The organism is Pseudomonas sp. MWU12-3088, assembly GCF_023242405.1.
Classification (GTDB): Bacteria; Pseudomonadota; Gammaproteobacteria; order Pseudomonadales; family Pseudomonadaceae; genus Aquipseudomonas; species Aquipseudomonas kribbensis.
Genome location: NZ_JALJEA010000002.1, coordinates 634,677 through 652,915 on the forward strand (window position 1 = coordinate 634,677; position 18,239 = coordinate 652,915).

Genomic DNA, 18,239 nt, shown 5'->3' on the forward strand with positions numbered 1-18,239 from the left:
CATGCTGATCCCCGTGATTCTGTCCGGCGGTGCCGGCACCCGTTTGTGGCCGGTGTCCCGCGAGGGTCATCCGAAGCCTTTCATGACCCTGCCCGACGGCCAGTCGCTGCTGGGCAAGACTTATCGGCGCGCCGCCGCACTGCTGGACGGCTGGGGCGACATCGTCACGGTGACCAACCGCGAGTACTACTTCCAGAGCAAGGATCACTATCAGGCCGCGCGTCTTTCACGCCATCGTGGGCACTTCCTGCTCGAGCCCACCGGGCGCAACACGGCCCCGGCCATCGCGGCGGCAGCGCTGTCGCTGCAAGCCTTGCACGGTGATGCGGCGATCATGGTGGTGATGCCCGCCGACCATTTGATTGTCAACGAAGACGCGCTCAAGAGCGCGGTCGAACACGCGGTCAACCTGGCGAAGGACGGTTATCTGGTGACCTTCGGTGTAGTGCCGACCGCCCCGGAAACCGGCTTCGGCTACATCGAGACCGGCGCACCGCTGGATGCCCGAGGCGCGGCCAAGGTGCAGCGCTTCGTGGAAAAACCCGACCTGCAAACCGCCACTCACTACCTGGAAAGCGGCAACTTCCTGTGGAATTCGGGGATGTTCTGCTTCACCACCGCGACCCTGATCGCCGAGCTGGAGTTGCACGCCCCCGAGCTGCTTGAACAAACCCGCGCCTGCATGGCCGCCAGCGAACCGCTGGAAACCATTGGTTACCTGCAACAGGAGCTGTCGCCACAGTTGTTCGCCGAGATCACCGACATTTCCATCGACTATGCGCTGATGGAGCACTCGGAAAAGGTCGTGGTCGTGCCCGCCGGTTTCGATTGGAGCGACATCGGTTCATGGGGCGCGGTAGCGGCGCTGGTGCCTGCGGATGCTGACAATAACCGCGCCAGCGGTGAGGCAATCTTCATCGACAGCCGCAACAACTTCGTCCAGAGCGAAGGCCGGCTGGTGGCCGCCGTGGGTGTGGAAGACCTGATCGTCATCGATACCGCCGACGCCGTGCTCGTGGCCCACGCCGACCGTGCGCAGGATGTACGGCGGGTGGCCAAGCAGCTCAAGGACAAGTCCCACGAAGCCTATCGCCTGCATCGCACAGTCAGCCGTCCGTGGGGCACCTACACCGTGCTCGAGGAAGGCCCGCGCTTCAAGATCAAACGCATCGTGGTCAAGCCCGGCGGCAAGCTGTCCTTGCAGATGCACCATCACCGCAACGAACACTGGGTGGTGGTCGAAGGCATGGCCAAGGTCACCAACAACGGCAGCGGCACGACCCTGGTGGCCAAGAACGAATCGACGTTCATCGCCGCCGGCCACAAGCATCGTCTGGAAAACCCCGGCGTGATCGATCTGGTGATCATCGAAGTGCAAAGTGGCGAATACCTGGGAGAGGACGACATCGTCCGCTTCGAAGACCAATACGGCAGGACGGTGTGAATGCTGCTTTCCCTGTACCGCTCGCTGCATGACTACCGGGGTTTCATTCTCGGCAGCGTGCAGCGAGAGTTTCAATCGCGCTACCGCAACTCGCTGCTCGGCGCTCTGTGGCCAGTGTTCAATCCGCTGTCGATGATCATCGTTTACACCGTGATCTTTTCCCACATCATGCGCGCTCGCCTGCCGGGCGTGGATGACAGCATGGCCTACAGCATTTACCTCTGCGCCGGTCTGCTGGCATGGGGACTGTTTTCCGAAATCACCCTGCGCAGCCAGAACATGTTTCTGGACAACGCCAACCTGCTGAAGAAAATCAGCTTCCCCAGAATCTGCCTGCCGGTGATTGTGCTCTGCAACGCGGCGATCAACTTTGCCATCATCATCGGCCTGTTCCTCGGGTTTCTGCTGATCACCGGGCGCTGGCCGGGCATGGCACTGCTGGCGCTGATCCCTCTGATTGCGCTGCAGATGATGTTCTGCGCAGGGCTGGGCATGGTCCTCGGCGTATTGAACGTGTTCTTTCGCGATGTCGGCCAGCTCTTCGCCATCTGTCTGCAGTTCTGGTTCTGGCTGACGCCGATCGTGTACCCGATGAGCATCCTCCCGGAGTGGGTTCAGCGCCTGCTGCAACTCAACCCGTTGACCAATCTGATCGGCAGCTATCAGAACCTGTTCCTGTATGGGCAGTGGCCCGTCTGGAGCTCCCTGCTGCCGGCGTTCATTGCCGCTCTGGTGATGTGCCTGATCGGCCTGCGCCTTTTTCGCAGGCGTGTCGGTGAAATGGTGGATGAACTCTGATGGGGCATATTCGCGTGACCGGCCTGGGCAAGGCCTATAAACAATATCCGACTCGCTGGAGTCGCCTGGCGGAATGGCTGATCCCGTTTTCCCCCCAGCGCCACCACTCGCATTGGGTGCTGCAGGATGTCGCTTTCGAGATCGCCCCCGGTGAGGCGGTGGGCATCGTCGGCGCCAACGGTGCGGGTAAAAGCACGTTGCTGAAGATGATCACCGGCACCACCCAACCCACCTGCGGCAAGATCGAGACTGAAGGTCGCGTCGCCGCATTGCTGGAGTTGGGCATGGGGTTTCACCCGGATTTTACCGGTCGCCAGAACGCGATCATGGCCGGGCAACTGCTGGGCATGCAGGTCGACGAAATCGAAGCGTTGATGCCCGACATCGAACATTTCGCAGAAATCGGCGAGGCCATCGACCATCCCGTCCGCACCTACTCCAGCGGCATGCAGATGCGCCTGGCCTTCAGCGTCGCCACCGCCCGGCGACCGGATATCCTGATCGTCGACGAAGCCCTGTCGGTGGGTGACTCCTACTTCCAGCACAAGAGCTTCGACCGCATTCGCAGCTTCCGCAAGGCGGGCACCACATTACTGATCGTGTCCCACGACCGCTTTGCGATCCAGTCGATCTGCGACTCGGCCATCCTGCTCAAGGACGGCCACATGGCCATGTACGACAGGCCAGAAGTGGTACTCGATTATTACAACGCCGTGATGGCCGAACGCGAAGGCCAGGTCGTGCGTCAGGAAAAACTCACCGGCGGCGAAGTGCGGACCGTGTCCGGCACCGGTGAAGCCGTCATTCTCGGGGTGCGCCTGCTGGATGAACAGGAACGTTCCATCGATGCTGTCGAGGTCGGTCAGCCGGTGGTGCTGGAAGTGCAGGTCGAAGTACGCAGCGACATTGAACGACTGGTGCTCGGCTTCCTGATCAAGGATCGCCTGGGCATGATGATGTATGGCATCAATACCCATCGCCTCGACAAGGCGCTGACGGATCTGCACGCCGGAGAACGCTTCACCTATCGCTTTGCCTTTGTGATGGGACTGGGCAAGGGCAACTACTCGGTATCGCTGAGCCTTTCGCGCCTGGACTCCCATCTGGATCGAAACTTCGAGTGGCGCGACTATGGCTTGGTGTTTCATGTGATCAACGGCCGGCAGGAGGATTTTGTCGGCGGCTCGTGGCTCAACGCCAAGGCCTCGATAACCTGCGATGCCGGTGCTGCTCTGACAGAGCGCACGCCATGACCCGGTTGCTGGTCGAATGCACCCACGTGTTCCGGCACCCGAAAATCAATTCGGGGATTCAACGAGTGGTGCGCAACGTCATCAAGCAATTGCCGCCAAGTGCTCAAGGGGTCGAGTGCGTACCAGTGATCCTGCTCAAGGGCAGGCTGTATCGCGTGAAGCGTCTGGCACCACTGGATTCGCCGCTGCTCAATGCCGTCGTCACGTTTGGCGAGCGCCTGGAGCGACTGGCCCATCGCTTCTGGCAACTGCATCAGCGGCTCGACAGCCAGTGCCGGAGCAAGCTGACGCGACGCGCGCTATATGTCACCTATCGCCTGACGTCGTTCGGCCTGTTCGGCATCCCGCTGCGGCTGGTCGAGCAGGTCAACCGCTATCAGTTGCCCCAGCGCTGCGAGCCTTTGCAACATCGGCCGGGCGATCAACTGGTGCTGCTGGATTCGTCCTGGCACTCGGATTTTTTCCTGCATGCCGAACGGCTCAAACGCGAAGGCGTAGGCATCGTCGCAGTGATCTACGACCTGATTCCCCTGACCCACCCGCAGTTTTACGACACGCGGCTGGTGCAGGTTTTCAGTGAATGGTTCGACTGGATCACCCGCACTGCCGACGGCTATCTGGCGATTTCCGCCACGGTGCGCGATCAGGTTCGCGAGGAAGTGCAGCGCCGCCTCGATTCGGCACAGGTCGAGAAACGCTGGTTTGACTACTTCCACCTCGGGTCCGAACTCGATCTGCAGAGCGTCGAGGCCGCTGTCGAGCCGCGCCTGGAACGCCTGTTCGCCACACCGGAGCCGGTGTTCCTGATGGTCAGCACCATCGAGCCACGCAAGAACCACGACTACTTGCTGGATGCCTTCGAACGCGCCTGGGCGGCCGGTTCGAACGCACGCCTGTGCATCGCCGGACACATCGGCTGGAAGTGCGACGCCCTGCTCGCCCGGGTGCGCAACCATGCCGAACTGAACCAGCGCCTGTTCATGTTCAACGACCTGAGCGACACCAGCCTGGAACACGCGTATGCCTATTCCAGCGCATTGGTGTTCCCGTCGTTCGTCGAAGGCTTCGGCCTGCCGTTGGTGGAAGCCATGCAGCGCGGGTTGCCGGCGATGGGCAGCGATATCGCAGTGTTCCGCGAGATCGGTGGCGAGTTCATGGCCTATTTTGATTTGCAGGATCCGCAACAGCTCGCCGAGCTGGTCACGGCCTTCGAGCGCAGCGGCCAATTCCCCGCTGCCCGCAATGTGGCCGACTGGCAATGGATCGGCTGGCGCGAAGCCAGTCAGCAACTGGCCGAACGCACCGCACGCCACGTGCTGCAAGCGCCTGCGGCGCAAGCGAGGTCCCATGCGCATAGCCCTTAACGCGCGGATTCTCCAGGCACCGCGCACCGGGATCGGCCACTACGTCGCCGAACTGGTGAACGCCTTGCATGCGCAAACCGATATCGACGTTGCGCTGTTCCACGGCTGGGGCTGGAGTTCACAGCTGCCGGAAGCGGCGATGCCCGGTTACTCGCGCCTGACTCCGATGCTACGCAAGATCCCCGGTGCCTATCAGGCCCGCCGCTGGCTGGAGCAGAAACGCTTCGATCAGGGCCGCACGCCCGACATCGACCTGTACCACGAACCGAGCCTGTGGCCGCTGGCCTTCGACGGCCCGACCGTGATCACCCTGCACGACCTGACGCACCTGCATTTCCCGGACACCCAGCCGCAGGCGCGGCTCAGGGAAATCGAGCGTCGGCTGGCCGACGGCATCCAGCAGGCGCGGGTGATTCTGACCGACTCGCAAGCCATCGCTGACGAAGCACAACGCTATTTCGGCCTGCCCGCCGAGCGTTTCGTGGTGGCGCCTCTGGGTGTCGCCGAGCGCTTTCATCCGCGCGAGCCGCAAGCCATCGACGCGGTGCTCAAGACCCACGCCGTGGAGGCACGGGAATATTTCCTGTGCGTCGGCACGCTGGAGCCGCGCAAGAACCTGAGCCTGGCCCTGCGCGCCCACGCTTTATTGCCCGAAGCCGTGCGCCAGCGCTTCCCGCTGTTGATCGTCGGCATGGCCGGCTGGCAGCGTGAGCAGTTCAGTGACGAATTGCGTCAGGCCCTGGCCAGCGGTCATGTGTGCCTGCTTGGCTACTTGCCGGATGAGCAAGTCGCGCAATTGCTGGCCGGTGCCCGGGCGCTGGTTTTTCCTTCGTTATACGAAGGTTTTGGCCTGCCGGTGCTGGAAGCGATGGCCAGTGGCACGCCAGTGGTGCTCACCCGTTCTTCGGCCATGCCGGAAGTCGCGGGGCCCGCCGGCAACTATATTGAAGCCGACGATGCAGACGGCCTGCGAGATGTGCTGAGCCGCCTGATCGACGATCAAGCGCATTGGCAGGCATGCCGGGAAGCCGGATTGCAGCAGGCACGGCTTTTTTCCTGGAAGCGTTGCGCGCAGGCCACGGCCGGCGCCTACCGCCAGGCTTTGGGAGGTTGAATGCGAGTTCTTCATTTTTTCAAGACGTACCTGCCTGACTCGGTCGGTGGCATCGAGCAAGTGATCTTCCAGCTCTGCGAAAGCGGCACCCAGCACGGCATCGAAGGCCAGGTGCTGACCCTCAGCGCCAATCCCGAGCCTGCGGTGCTGCAACTGGGCCAACACGAAGTGCATCGCGCCAGGCTCGACATCCAGTTCGCCTCCACCGGGTTTTCCTGGAGCGTGTTCAAACAGTTTCGCGAACTGGCGGCCGAAGCCGACGTGATCAACTACCACTTCCCGTGGCCGTTCATGGACCTGGTGCATTTCGCCAGCGGCATGAACAAACCGAGTGTGGTGACCTACCACTCGGACATCATTCGCCAGAAGAACCTGCTCAAGCTCTATCGCCCACTGATGAACCGTTTCCTCGCCAGCGCCGACCGAATTGTCGCGGCCTCGCCGAACTACCTGCACACCAGCGATGTGTTGCAGCAGTTTCAGGACAAGACTCGTGTCATCCCCTACGGCTTGAACAAGGCCGGTTATCCACAGCCCGACGTCGAGCGCATGAACCGCTGGCGCCAGCAGCTCGGGGATAAGTTTTTCCTGTTCGTCGGCGTCATGCGCTACTACAAGGGCCTGCACATCCTGCTCGATGCCCTGAAAGACGTGGACTATCCGGTGGTGATCGTCGGTGCCGGCCCGCTGGAGCAGGAACTGCATGCCCAGGCAGCGGCGCTGGGTCTGCGCAACATCCATTTCCTCGGACGGGTGAGCGATGAAGACAAGGTCGCCCTGCTGCAACTGAGCTACGCCATCGTCTTCCCGTCGCACCTGCGTTCGGAAGCGTTCGGCATTTCGCTGCTGGAAGGTGCGATGTACGGCAAGCCGATGATCTCCAGCGAGATCGGCACCGGCACCAGCTACATCAATATCCACAACGAAACCGGACTGGTGGTGCCGCCAAGTCATCCACAGGCGTTTCGCGAAGCAATGCGCACCCTGTGGGAGAACCCGACCCGCGCCGCCGAGATGGGCGTCAAGGCTGAAGCCCGTTACCGGCAGTTATTCACAGCCGAGGAAATGGGCCGCAAGTGGACCGAGCTGTATCACGAACTGCTGGAGGAAAAGGCGCTGTCCTACGCCTGATCCTCTACAGATCCAGCACCAGCGGCTGGCTACTTTGCGCCGGCACCGCACAGCAGATCAGCACTTGTCCTTCCTCCGGCACTTCGGCCGGGGGCTGTGGATAATTCACCGCGCCGCTGATCAACCGCGTCTTGCAGGTGCCGCATGAACCTCCGCGACAGCTGAACTCCGGGCGCAAACCACGGCGCTCAGCCAGCTCCAGCAGACTGCCGCCCTCGGGCTGCCACCGCGCTTCCTTGGCCGAACGCTCGAAGACCACCGGCACCGAAGTAGTGGCGGCCGGCAATTGCTCGATCACGATGGCGTCCGGATCGGCCTGGCGCCGGAGGGTCGAGGGGCCGAAGGTTTCGGCGTGGATCTGGTCGTCGCGCACGTCCAGTTCACGCAGGCTGTCGTAGAGGCCCTGGGTAAAACCGCCGGGGCCGCAGAGTACAAAGTCGATCTGATCAAATTCGTCGATAAGGTTCCTTAACAAGGCGCCATCGATGCGCCCGTGCAGGTCGTAATCCTCGCCTTCCACCAGGTCTGGCTCCGGCTGACTGAGCAAGCGCAATACCCGCACCGCCTCGCCGGCGTCCTCCTGCAAACGGTCCAGCTCCGCGCGAAACGGTTGGTCGGCAAGGCTGCGGGAACTCTGGATCAGCCAGGTCGGACGAATCCGCCGGGTGCGCAAGCCCTGATACACCACCTCCCGCAGCATCGACAGCAACGGCGTGATCCCGACCCCGGCCGCGAGCAGGACCAAGGGCCGACGCTCCAGCGGCGCCACGGTGAAATGCCCTTGGGGCGAACGCGCCTCCAGCACATCGCCGACACGCACCTGATCGTGCAGGTGGGTCGATACCCGCCCTTCACGCTTCACGCTGATCCGGAAGAAGTCGTCCGACGGCGCCCCCGACAGACTGTAAGTGCGAATAAACACTTCGCCATCAAGGGTGAAACGCAGCGGCAGATGCTGCCCGGCCTGAAACACCGGCAAACCGGCACCGTCCACCGGTTCGAGGTAGAACGAACGGATGTGCCGGCTCTGCGCTTCAATCCGCGCCACCCGCAACGGCCGCCAGCTATCACCCAGAGCCTGGGCCTGCAAACGCGCATCGGCCTGGGCCCAGGTGCCGGTCAGCAGACTGGTTGGCGACATGCCGTCGAAGCGCCAACGCAGGGCCAATGCCCCCGGACGCCGCACCGCTTTTTCCACCTCGAACGTCCACAACCGCTCGGCGCCCTGGAAGGCTGCGATCTGCGGCCCTTCAAGAATGACCTCGGTGCGGCCGCTGAGCTGCAGCACATCGCCTGTGGAAAAGTCGATGAACAGCAAGCCGGCCCGGGGATTGAGCAACAGGTTGCCGAGGGTGTTGAAATGCAGGTTGCCGGCAAAGTCCGGGATGGTCAGGCGATTGCTTTCCACCCGCACGAAACCGACCTGTCCGCCACGGTGGGAAACATCCACCGAACGCTCGCCGCCGACATCGACATAACTGGCGACGAAGAAGGTGTCGGCCGTTTCGATCAGCGCGACCGCTGCGTCATCGAGCCCATCGAAATGTTCGGCGCGCCGGGTCTGCGGATCCGTCAGCGGCACCCGCTGGAACTGGCGCAACTGGATGTACTGCGGGCAATTGCCGAAGGATTGATCGACCGTCAAATCGAAACCGCTCGCGCCAAGATTGCCGATGTGGCCATTGAGGCGGTTGCGCCGACGGGTGTGCAACTCGATACCGAGCAAACCGATCGCTGCGCCGTCCTGCAACTGCGCGGGGTCATCGGCGGCGGGCAGGCTGTCGAAGTGCAATTGCGTCGGCTCGGGAGAGTGCGCGAAACCCGGCTCGCCCTCCAGCACGCTGGCCCACGGGCGCCCATCGGCATCCACCGCGCCGAACAGCATGAAGGGCAATTGCTGATAGAACTGACGATGCTGATCCGGCATCCAGGTGCGAATCACCTTGCGGCCGAATTCCTCCATGCGCTCGGCAACACCGACCTGCGCTTGCAGCTGCCGCTCGCCGGCGTGCCAGGGTGAACGCTCCATGACGACCTCTCCCCCACGCCAGCGGCGTAGTCTGGACGATGAACCTCAAGCCGTGGCTTGCAGACCGGCAACGGTGCGTGGCATCGCGACGAAACCTGGCAATGCTTCGATCCGCCCCAGCCAGGCGCGCACATTGGCGTAGTCGTCCAGCGACACATTGCCTTCCGGCGCATGGGCGATGTAGCTGTAGGCCGAAACGTCGGCGATGGTCGGCTCGCTGCCGACCAGGAACGGAGTCTTGCCCAGTTCCAGATCCATCACCTTCAGCAGGTTGTGCGCACGGGTGATCGCTTCATCGGCATTGAGTTTTGCCCCGAACACCGTGACCAGCCGCGCTGCCGCCGGACCAAAGGCAATCGGGCCGGCAGCTGCAGACAACCAGCGCTGGACGCGTGCTGCACCGACCGGGTCGCTCGGCAGCCAGCGACCGTTGCCGTACTTCTGCGCCAGATACACCAGAATCGCGTTGGAATCGGCCAGCACCACGCCGTTGTCATCAATGGCCGGCACTTGCCCGAAGCTGTTGATCGCCAGGTAATCAGGTTGTTTGTGCTCGCCCTTGGCCAGGTCGACGAAGATCAGTTCGGTCGGCAGTTGCAACAGGGACAGCATCAGCTCGACCCGGTGGGCATGGCCGGAACGCGGGAAGTTGTAGAGTTTGATCGCTTGCATGGTCGACTCCGCTGGACGTTTGCGTCGCCCGAAATGGGCGACAACCGTGGCAGCCATCTTCCGCCTATCGCGAAAACAACAGAATCACCAGCAAACGCAATCCATTATTTCTCTGGGTGAAATAACGCCGCGTTTTTCAGGGCCGGATGTTCGCGCAAGGCGTTCACGGCGTAGTCGACAAAACTGCGCACCCGGGTCGGCGCCTTGCGCCCGCCCTGATACACCACGTGAATCGGCAATGGCGGCAACTCGTACTCGGCGAGGACGATTTCCAGCTCACCCGAGGCGATCTTGCTCGCGACCTGATAAGACAGCACCCGGGTCAACCCGAGCCCCAGACAAGCGGCAGTGATTGCTGCCTGATTGCCGGTGACCACCAGTCGCGGCTCGGGGCGGACGACCAAGGGCTCACCGCCCTCCAGAAACGGCCAGTTGCGCAGTTGACCGATGGACGAGGTCGCCACCACGGGCGCGCCGGCCAGTGCCTGTGGATGGGTCGGTCGACCGTGAACGGCAAAATACCCCGGCGAACCGCAGATCACCCGGCGCACCTCCCCGACCCGGATCGCATGCTGGTTGCTGTCCGGCAACTCACCGATGCGGATCGCCACATCCACGCCTTCCTCGACCATGCTCACCACGCGATCCAGCAGCAAGGCGTTGATGGAAACGTCCGGGTATTGCGTCAGATAACCCGCCATCACCGGTGTGACAAACAGCTCGCCGAACAACACTGGTGCCGTCACCGTCAATTGCCCACGGGGCTGGGTGTGGCTGCCGGCGGCGGAGTCTTCCGCTTCCTGCACCTCGGCAAGAATCCTCCGACAGTCTTCCAGGTAACGCTGACCCGCCTCGCTCAGATGCACGCTGCGGGTGGTACGAATCAGCAATTGCGTACCGATCCGCTGCTCCAGCGCCGCCACCGCCCGGGTGACGCTGGCCGCCGACAGACCCAAGCGCCGCGCGGCAGCGGAAAAGCCCTGTTCCTGAGCAACGGCCGCGAAGACCTGCATTTCCTGGAAGCGATCCATGGTGTCCCCGAAGTGGATGAAAAACCGCCTCGCATTATAGGCAGTACCCGATCCTCAACGGGCGAGGCGAACGACCGCTGATCCAGAATTGATATTTTTATTTTCAGTTATCTTGATGAATGATTTATTTCGTGTCATTTATAGCCTCGCCGATCACAGGAACGATCCAGCGCGCCACTTGGATGGCGGGCACCTGTTTCCCTAACGCCCTCCCAGGAGTCGACAAAATGAACAAGACAGAACTTCTAGGTGCTCTGGCGCTGTGCGCATTCAGCTTCATGGCCCATGCCGATGAGGACAGCCTGCGTATCGGTATCGAAGCCGCCTACCCTCCCTTTTCCTACAAAACGCCGGAAGGCACTGTCAGCGGCTTCGACTACGACATCGGCAACGCCTTGTGCGAAGAGATGAAGGTCAAGTGCGAGTGGGTGATTCAGGAGTTCGACGGCATGATTCCGTCGCTCAAGGTGCGCAAGATCGACGCCGTGCTGTCGTCGATGTCGATCACCGAAGACCGGATGAAGTCGGTCGACTTCAGCAAAAAGTACTACCACACGCCGGGCAAGTTCGCGATGAAGGCCGGCAGCGTGATCAACGACCCGCTGGTAGACCTCAAGGGCAAGAAACTCGGCGTACAACGCTCTTCGACCTATGACCGGTTTGCCACCGAGCAACTGGAAAAGGCCGGGGTCGTCGTGGTGCGTTACGGCTCGCAGAACGAAGCCTTCCTCGACCTCGCCTCGGGTCGCCTGGACGCCACCCTCGCCGACATTGTCAACACCGATGAAAGCTTCATCAAGACACCCGCCGGACAAGGTTTCGCCCTGACCGGGCCGGACATCAACGACCCGAAATACTTCGGTCGCGGCGCCGGGATCGCGCTACGCAAGGGTGACACCGCCAACGCAGCGCGCCTGAACGCGGCCATCGACGCCATCCGCGCCAACGGCAAATACCAGCAAGTGATGGGCAAGTATTTCGCGTTCGATATCTACGGCGAATAACCGTCGCCTCCGCCCGGCGCCGGCCCGCTGCGGGCGCCCTTCGGCTATGTCTTGCGCGCCTTCGGGCGCACGCTTGAGGAACTTCATCATGCTCCACGGCTACGGATCGAGCATTCTCGATGGTGCCTGGCTGACCATCAACCTGGCCCTGACCTCCATGTCCCTGGCCATTGCCCTGGGCCTGATCGGCGCGGCGTTTCGCCTGTCGCCGCTGAAATGGCTGGCCATGCTCGGGGAAGGCTATACCACCCTGATTCGCGGCATTCCCGATCTGGTGCTGATCCTGCTGATTTTCTATGGCGGCCAGGATCTGGTGAACCGCATCGCCCTGGCGTGCGGCTACACCCGCTACATCGACATCAACCCGTTCATCGCCGGCGTCTGCACCATGGGCTTCATTTTTGGCGCCTATCTCTCGGAAACCTTTCGCGGCGCGTTCATGGCCATCCCCAAAGGTCAGGCAGAGGCCGGCGCGGCCTACGGCATGCGCGGCACGCAAGTGTTCTGGCGGATTCTGGTGCCGCAGATGATCCGTTTCGCCATCCCGGGGTTCACCAACAATTGGCTGGTGCTGACCAAATCCACCGCGCTGATTTCGGTCATCGGCCTGCAGGACATGATGTTCAAGGCCAAGAACGCCGCCGACGCGACCCACGAGCCGTTCACTTTTTTCATCGCGGTGGCGGCGCTGTACCTGATGCTCACCAGCCTGTCACTGCTGGTGCTGCGCGCTCTGGAAAAACACTATTCGGTCGGCATCAAAGCCGCCGAGTTGTGAGGAGAACCTGCCGATGATTCTCGACTACAACCTGATCTGGGAAAACCTGCCGCTGTATCTCGACGGCGCCTTGTTGACCCTCAAGGTCCTACTGATTTCCCTGAGCCTGGGGCTGGTCCTGGCGGTTCCGCTGGCGCTGATGCGGGTGTCGCGCTCGCCGTTGCTCAGCTTCCCGGCGTGGCTCTACACCTACGTGATTCGCGGCACGCCGATGCTGGTGCAACTGTTCCTGATCTATTACGGCCTGGCGCAGTTCGAATCGGTACGCCAAAGCATGCTCTGGCCTTACCTCTCCAGCGCCACGTTCTGTGCCTGCCTGGCGTTCGCCATCAATACCAGTGCCTACAGCGCGGAGTTGCTGGCGGGCAGTCTGAAGTCCACCTCCCACGGCGAAATCGAAGCCGCCCGGGCGATGGGCATGTCCCGCCTGACCCTGTACCGCCGCATCCTGCTGCCCTCGGCCTTGCGCCGGGCACTGCCGCAGTACAGCAACGAAGTGTTGATGATGCTGCAAACCACCAGCCTGGCCTCCATCGTCACGCTGGTGGATATCACCGGCGCGGCGCGCACGGTGAGCTCGCGGTTCTATATGCCGTTCGAAGCCTTCATCACCGCCGGCCTCGTCTACCTCGCCCTGACTTTCATTCTGGTACGCCTGTTCAAGCTGGCCGAACGCCGCTGGCTGGCCTACCTGGCACCGCGCAAGCACTAAGGAGCTGACATGGAAAAGATTCAATACCTGTTGCCGTGGAGTGCTTCGGGCACCGAACGGACACTGTCGGTGTTCCGGTTTGGCGCCGGCTCTCGCAAGGCGTACATCCAGGCGTCCCTGCATGCCGACGAGCTGCCGGGCATGCGCGTGGCCGTAGAGCTCAAGCGCCGCCTGTTGGAGCTGGAAGCGCAGGGTCGCCTGAACGGCGTGATCGAACTGGTGCCGATGGCCAACCCGATCGGCATCGCCCAGATGTTCCAGGCCACCCATCAAGGTCGCTTCGAGTTCGCCAGCGGCAAGAACTTCAATCGCGACTTCCCGGAGCTGGCCGAAGCCGTGGCACCGTTGCTCAAAGGCCGTTTGGGCGATGACGCCGACGCCAACGTCGCGCTGATCCGCCGCGCCTTGATCGACACCCTCGCCGACATGCCGCCACCGACCTCGGAACTCGATGGCCTGCGTCGCCTGTTGCTGCAACATGCCTGCGACGCCGATGTGGTGCTCGATCTGCACTGCGATTTCGAGTCGGTGATGCTGCTCTACACCATGCCGCAACACTGGGGGCGCCTGCATTCACTGGCAGCACGCCTGGGTGCCGAGGTCACGTTGCTGGCCGAAGATGCCGGCGGCAGCGCCTTCGACGAAGCTTGCGCGGTGCCGTGGCTGCGTCTGACCGAGCTGTTCCCGGAAGCCAGTATTCCGCTGGCGTGCGCGGCCACCACCATCGAATTGCGCGGCATGGCCGACACCGAACGCGAACAATGCACCCACAGTGCACAGGCGATTCTCGGCTATCTGGCCGAGCAGGGATTGATCAGCGGTGAATGGCCGCCAGCGCCGTCGAGCCGTTGCGAAGCGATGCCGTTCGCCGGCGCGCAGTACGCCTGTGCGCCGCATCCGGGCGTGGTCAGTTTCCTGCAACCGCTGGGCGCGCGGGTCAAGGTCGGCGATCTGCTGTTCGAAGTCCATGACCCGCTCAACGACCGCCACAGCATCGTCCGCGCCTGCACCGAAGGCGTGCTCTATGCCCGCGAACGCCTGCGCTTTGCCCAGCCCGGTCTGTGGCTGGCCAAGGTCGCCGGTTTCACCCCTATTCGCCAGGGCCGCTTGCTCAGCGACTGATGCCAGAGAGTTCAAATCATGTACAAACTTGAAATTCAGGACCTGCACAAAAGCTACGGCGCCCACCAGGTGCTCAAGGGCGTGTCCCTGCAGGCCCAGGCCGGCGATGTGATCAGCATCATCGGCTCCAGCGGGTCGGGCAAAAGCACCTTCCTGCGTTGCATCAACCTGCTGGAGCAACCCAACGCCGGCAACATCGTGCTCAATGGCGAACCGCTGAAACTGGTGGCCAACAAACTGGGCGGGCTCAAGGCTGCCGAGCCCCGGCAGTTGCAACGCATGCGGTCACGGCTGTCGATGGTGTTTCAACACTTCAACCTGTGGTCGCACATGAGCGCCCTGGAAAACGTCATGGAAGCCCCGGTGCATGTGCTGGGCGTGGGCAAGCAAGAGGCCCGGGAAAAGGCCGAGCACTATCTGAACAAAGTCGGCGTGGCGCATCGCAAGGATGCCTGGCCCGCCCACATGTCGGGTGGCGAACAGCAGCGGGTGGCGATTGCCCGGGCACTGGCCATGGAACCGGAAGTGATGTTGTTCGACGAGCCGACTTCTGCGCTCGATCCCGAGCTGGTGGGCGAAGTGCTCAAGGTCATGCAGGACCTCGCCCAGGAAGGTCGCACCATGGTGGTCGTGACCCACGAAATGGGCTTCGCCCGCGAGGTGTCCAACCAACTGGTGTTCCTGCACAAAGGGCGGGTCGAGGAGCGCGGAGATCCACGTGAAGTGCTGGTCAATCCACAGTCCGAACGCCTGCAGCAGTTCCTCGCCGGGAGCCTGAAGTAAGCCCCCGCGCGCGGCGTTGCCCTGCAACGGTTGGCTTCGGATACACTCCAGCCAACCTTGTCAGGCGCAGCCCTTCTCTCACTTTCAGGAACTGTTGATCCGGATATGCCCAGCTCATCGAAAGACACCACGGTCTACGCCGCACCGGTCATGCGCAAGCTGGCGGAAATCGTTGCCGATCTGCCGCCGTCGCTGCGCAAGGTGGCTGACTTCATCCTGCGTCATCCGCTGAAAGCCGCGACGCTGACAATCGAGGAAATGGCCCACGAAACATCGACCTCGCCGGCCGCCGTCAACCGACTGGCGAAAGCGATGGACCTCGGTGGCTACATGGGCATGAGGGCTGAACTGGTAGCGACGTTGCAGCAGATGGTGTCGCCGGTCGACAAGCTGCGCAATGAACTGGCCCATCGTCCGGGCGGAGCGTTCGGCCTGCATGAGCAAATCGAAAGCGCCAGCAGCAATCTGGCCACGGCGGCGACCAACAACCATGCCGAAGCCTTCGAAGCGTTCGTCACCCGGCTGACCACCGCGCGCAAGATCTACATTCTCGGGTTCGGCAACAGCGTCTATTTCGCCGGCCTCGCTGCCTCGACCCTGATGCCGTTCTGCGCCGACGCCACCGCCATCAGCATGGAGGGCGGCAACGAAAACGCTGCGTACCGACTGGCCGCGATCACCGATCAGGATGTATTGCTGGCGATTTCCCTGCCGCGCTACTCCCTCGACACCCTGCAACTGGCCCGATTCGCCAACGAACGCGGCGCGTCGGTACTGGCCATCACCGACTCACCGGCCTCGCCGCTCACCGGCATTGCCGAGCATGTGTTGTTTGCACCTTGCGATCACCCGGTGCTGACCAGCTCCAACGTGGCCATGCTGGCGTTGATCGAAGGACTGGTGGCGGGCGTGATGGCGCGCAACAAGGAAGCGGTCAAGCTGGCGACAGAGCTGACTGAAAGCGTGATGTCTTACCTGCACATCCCCAACGGCAGCAAATCACCGAAGAAGTGATGCATGAAAGGGACGCCGGAAGATCCCGGACGCCCCTTCGATCAGATCAGGACTGAGAAACCGGCTGATCGCCGGTCACCTGCGCAGCCTGTCCGGCTGCCGGCTTGACCCACGTCAGATACGCCACCACCAGCAATCCGATCCAGACCACGCCGACGATCAATGCCGCCTGGGTGTCCGGGAAGTAACCCAGCACGCCGAACACGAACAACATGAAGGCAATCGCCGCCATCGGAGCGTACGGCCAGAACGGTACCGGGAATTTCAGTTGCGCCACCTGCTCCGGCGTCATGGAACGACGCATGGCCACCTGGGTGAACAGAATCATCAGCCAGACCCACACCGTGGCGAAGGTCGCGATGGAGGCGATCAGCAGGAACACGTTTTCCGGGATCAGGTAGTTCAGCAACACGCCCAGCAGCAGCGCGCAGCTCATCACGATCACCGTCAACCACGGCACGCCATTGCGCGACAGGCACGCAAAGCCTTTCGGTGCATGCCCTTGCTGGGCGAGGCCGTACATCATCCGGCCTGCACCGAAGATATCGCTGTTGATCGCGGACACCGCCGCCGAGATCACCACGATGTTCAGAATGGTGGCCGCCGAGCTGATGCCCAAGTGGTCGAAGATCTGCACGAACGGGCTGCCCTGGCTGCCGATCTGCTGCCACGGGAAGATCGACATCAACACCAGCATCGTCAGCACGTAGAACAGTAGGATGCGCATCGGCACGGCGTTGATCGCCTTGGGCAGCACGCGGTGCGGGTCCTTGGCTTCACCGGCAGTCACGCCGATGATTTCGATGCCGCCGAAGGCAAACATCACCACCGCAAACGAGGCGATCAGACCACCCACGCCGTTGGGCATGAAGCCGCCCTGGGTCCACAGGTTGCTGATATCGGTGGCCTGCCCGGGGGCGGTGCTGATGCCGAACAGCATGATGCCGAAGCCGCCGAGGATCATTGCGACGATGGCCGCGACCTTGAGCAACGACAGCCAGAACTCCATTTCACCGAAGACTTTGACGTTGCACAGGTTCAGCCCGCCGACCACCGAAACGATGCCCAGCACCCAGATCCAGCGCGAGACTTCCGGAAACCAGAAGCCCATGTAGATGCCGAACGCCGTCACATCGGCCATGCCGACGATGACCATTTCGAACGCGTAGGTCCAACCGAGAATGAAGCCCGCCATGGGGCCGAGATAGGTGCTCGCGTACTGCCCGAACGAACCGGCAACCGGGTTGTGCACCGCCATCTCGCCCAGGGCGCGCATGACCATGAACACCGCCGCGCCACCGATGAGGTAAGCGAGCAGAACCGCAGGACCGGCCATCTGGATGGCCGAGGCAGAACCGTAGAACAGTCCGGTGCCGATTGCCGATCCCAGGGCCATGAAGCGAATGTGTCGGGCCGAGAGCCCGCGTTTCAAACCTTTTGCTGACTGCTGCATTTTTCGTCCTTATTTATTTTTATTCGACGCAAAAATCGAAACGCCAACAGGCCGGCCTCCACTCAGTGTGGAAGACAGCCTGTTGGCGATGAGGCACTTACAGACTCGGCAGCAGGTTCGCCGGCACCAGATCATTCAGCGTGCGCGACGCCAGCAATTCAGTCGCCGCATCGATGTCCGGCGCAAAGAAGCGGTCCTTCTCGTAGAACGGCACTTCGCGACGCAAAATGCCCCGGGCCTTTTCCAGTTTGGTCGAGGTCTTCAGGCCGTTGCGCAGGTCCAGGCCCTGCACTGCCGCCAGCCATTCCACCGCGAGAATGCCGCGAGTGTTCTCGGCCATTTCCCACAGGCGCTTGCCGGCGGCCGGGGCCATGGAGACGTGGTCTTCCTGGTTGGCGGAGGTCGGCAGGCTGTCCACCGAGTGCGGATGGGCCAGTGCCTTGTTCTCGCTGGCGAGGGCCGCCGCAGTTACCTGAGCGATCATGAAACCGGAGTTCACCCCGCCGTTTGCCACTAGGAACGGCGGCAGTTGCCACT

The 18,239-nt window shown here is 62.3% G+C and carries 17 protein-coding genes; 12 read left to right on the forward strand and 5 right to left on the reverse strand.

Annotated elements, in window-relative coordinates:
- Position 1 precedes the first annotated feature (1 nt).
- The 6 genes from M5B98_RS08670 to M5B98_RS08695 are packed head-to-tail and all read left to right on the forward strand — an operon-like array spanning position 2 to position 7,104.
- Complete coding sequence (locus tag M5B98_RS08670) at positions 2-1,444, forward strand: mannose-1-phosphate guanylyltransferase/mannose-6-phosphate isomerase (protein WP_248742463.1); 1,443 nt, start codon at positions 2-4, stop codon at positions 1,442-1,444.
- Positions 1,445-2,242, forward strand: coding sequence for an ABC transporter permease (locus M5B98_RS08675; protein ID WP_248742464.1), 798 nt, complete (start codon positions 1,445-1,447; stop codon positions 2,240-2,242).
- Positions 2,242-3,495 (forward strand): ABC transporter ATP-binding protein, encoded by a 1,254-nt coding sequence (locus M5B98_RS08680; protein ID WP_248742465.1) that lies wholly within the window; start codon positions 2,242-2,244, stop codon positions 3,493-3,495. Before M5B98_RS08675 ends, M5B98_RS08680 begins: the two co-directional genes overlap by 1 nt.
- Positions 3,492-4,859 (forward strand): glycosyltransferase family 4 protein, encoded by a 1,368-nt coding sequence (locus M5B98_RS08685; RefSeq protein ID WP_248742466.1) that lies wholly within the window; start codon positions 3,492-3,494, stop codon positions 4,857-4,859. The genes M5B98_RS08680 and M5B98_RS08685 overlap by 4 nt, the downstream gene beginning before the upstream one ends.
- Positions 4,843-5,973 carry a glycosyltransferase family 4 protein gene (locus M5B98_RS08690; RefSeq protein ID WP_248742467.1) on the forward strand — a complete coding sequence of 377 codons (1,131 nt, stop codon included), beginning with the start codon at positions 4,843-4,845 and terminating at the stop codon, positions 5,971-5,973. The genes M5B98_RS08685 and M5B98_RS08690 overlap by 17 nt, the downstream gene beginning before the upstream one ends.
- Positions 5,974-7,104, forward strand: coding sequence for a glycosyltransferase family 4 protein (locus M5B98_RS08695; RefSeq protein WP_248742468.1), 1,131 nt, complete (start codon positions 5,974-5,976; stop codon positions 7,102-7,104).
- 4 nt (positions 7,105-7,108) lie between these two features.
- Here M5B98_RS08695 and M5B98_RS08700 read toward each other — a convergent pair whose 3' ends face one another.
- From M5B98_RS08700 to M5B98_RS08710, 3 genes are all read right to left on the reverse strand, one after another.
- Entirely contained in the window at positions 7,109-9,133 is a 2,025-nt protein-coding gene (locus tag M5B98_RS08700; protein WP_248742469.1) for a pyridoxamine 5'-phosphate oxidase family protein, read from the reverse strand.
- Positions 9,134-9,178: 45 nt separating this feature from the next.
- Positions 9,179-9,805 carry a glutathione S-transferase family protein gene (locus M5B98_RS08705; protein ID WP_248742470.1) on the reverse strand — a complete coding sequence of 209 codons (627 nt, stop codon included), beginning with the start codon at positions 9,803-9,805 and terminating at the stop codon, positions 9,179-9,181.
- Between the two features lie 104 nt (positions 9,806-9,909).
- Entirely contained in the window at positions 9,910-10,836 is a 927-nt protein-coding gene (locus M5B98_RS08710) for a LysR family transcriptional regulator (protein ID WP_248742471.1), read from the reverse strand.
- 227 nt (positions 10,837-11,063) lie between these two features.
- Between M5B98_RS08710 and M5B98_RS08715 the strand changes: the two genes are divergently transcribed.
- The 6 genes from M5B98_RS08715 to M5B98_RS08740 all read left to right on the forward strand — a co-directional run bounded on the left by M5B98_RS08715 (position 11,064) and on the right by M5B98_RS08740 (position 16,249).
- Positions 11,064-11,840 (forward strand): ABC transporter substrate-binding protein, encoded by a 777-nt coding sequence (locus tag M5B98_RS08715; RefSeq protein ID WP_248742472.1) that lies wholly within the window; start codon positions 11,064-11,066, stop codon positions 11,838-11,840.
- A gap of 88 nt (positions 11,841-11,928) precedes the next feature.
- A complete protein-coding gene (locus M5B98_RS08720; RefSeq protein ID WP_102359135.1) occupies positions 11,929-12,618 on the forward strand; it encodes an ABC transporter permease in 690 nt (229 codons plus the stop codon).
- A 13-nt stretch (positions 12,619-12,631) separates the two neighbouring features.
- Positions 12,632-13,330, forward strand: coding sequence for an ABC transporter permease (locus M5B98_RS08725; RefSeq protein WP_248742473.1), 699 nt, complete (start codon positions 12,632-12,634; stop codon positions 13,328-13,330).
- A gap of 9 nt (positions 13,331-13,339) precedes the next feature.
- Positions 13,340-14,452: a succinylglutamate desuccinylase/aspartoacylase family protein gene (locus tag M5B98_RS08730; protein WP_248742474.1), complete on the forward strand. Its 1,113-nt coding sequence runs from the start codon at positions 13,340-13,342 to the stop codon at positions 14,450-14,452.
- Positions 14,453-14,470: 18 nt separating this feature from the next.
- A complete protein-coding gene (locus tag M5B98_RS08735) occupies positions 14,471-15,235 on the forward strand; it encodes an ABC transporter ATP-binding protein (protein WP_248742475.1) in 765 nt (254 codons plus the stop codon).
- A 105-nt stretch (positions 15,236-15,340) separates the two neighbouring features.
- Positions 15,341-16,249 carry a MurR/RpiR family transcriptional regulator gene (locus M5B98_RS08740; RefSeq protein WP_119426903.1) on the forward strand — a complete coding sequence of 303 codons (909 nt, stop codon included), beginning with the start codon at positions 15,341-15,343 and terminating at the stop codon, positions 16,247-16,249.
- Positions 16,250-16,295: 46 nt separating this feature from the next.
- On the opposite strand, the gene M5B98_RS08745 is transcribed toward M5B98_RS08740, so the two are convergent.
- Positions 16,296-17,702 carry an amino acid permease gene (locus tag M5B98_RS08745; protein WP_248742476.1) on the reverse strand — a complete coding sequence of 469 codons (1,407 nt, stop codon included), beginning with the start codon at positions 17,700-17,702 and terminating at the stop codon, positions 16,296-16,298.
- Positions 17,703-17,799: 97 nt separating this feature from the next.
- On the reverse strand, positions 17,800-18,239 hold a 440-nt coding region (locus M5B98_RS08750), incomplete at its 5' end, for an aromatic amino acid lyase (protein WP_248742477.1).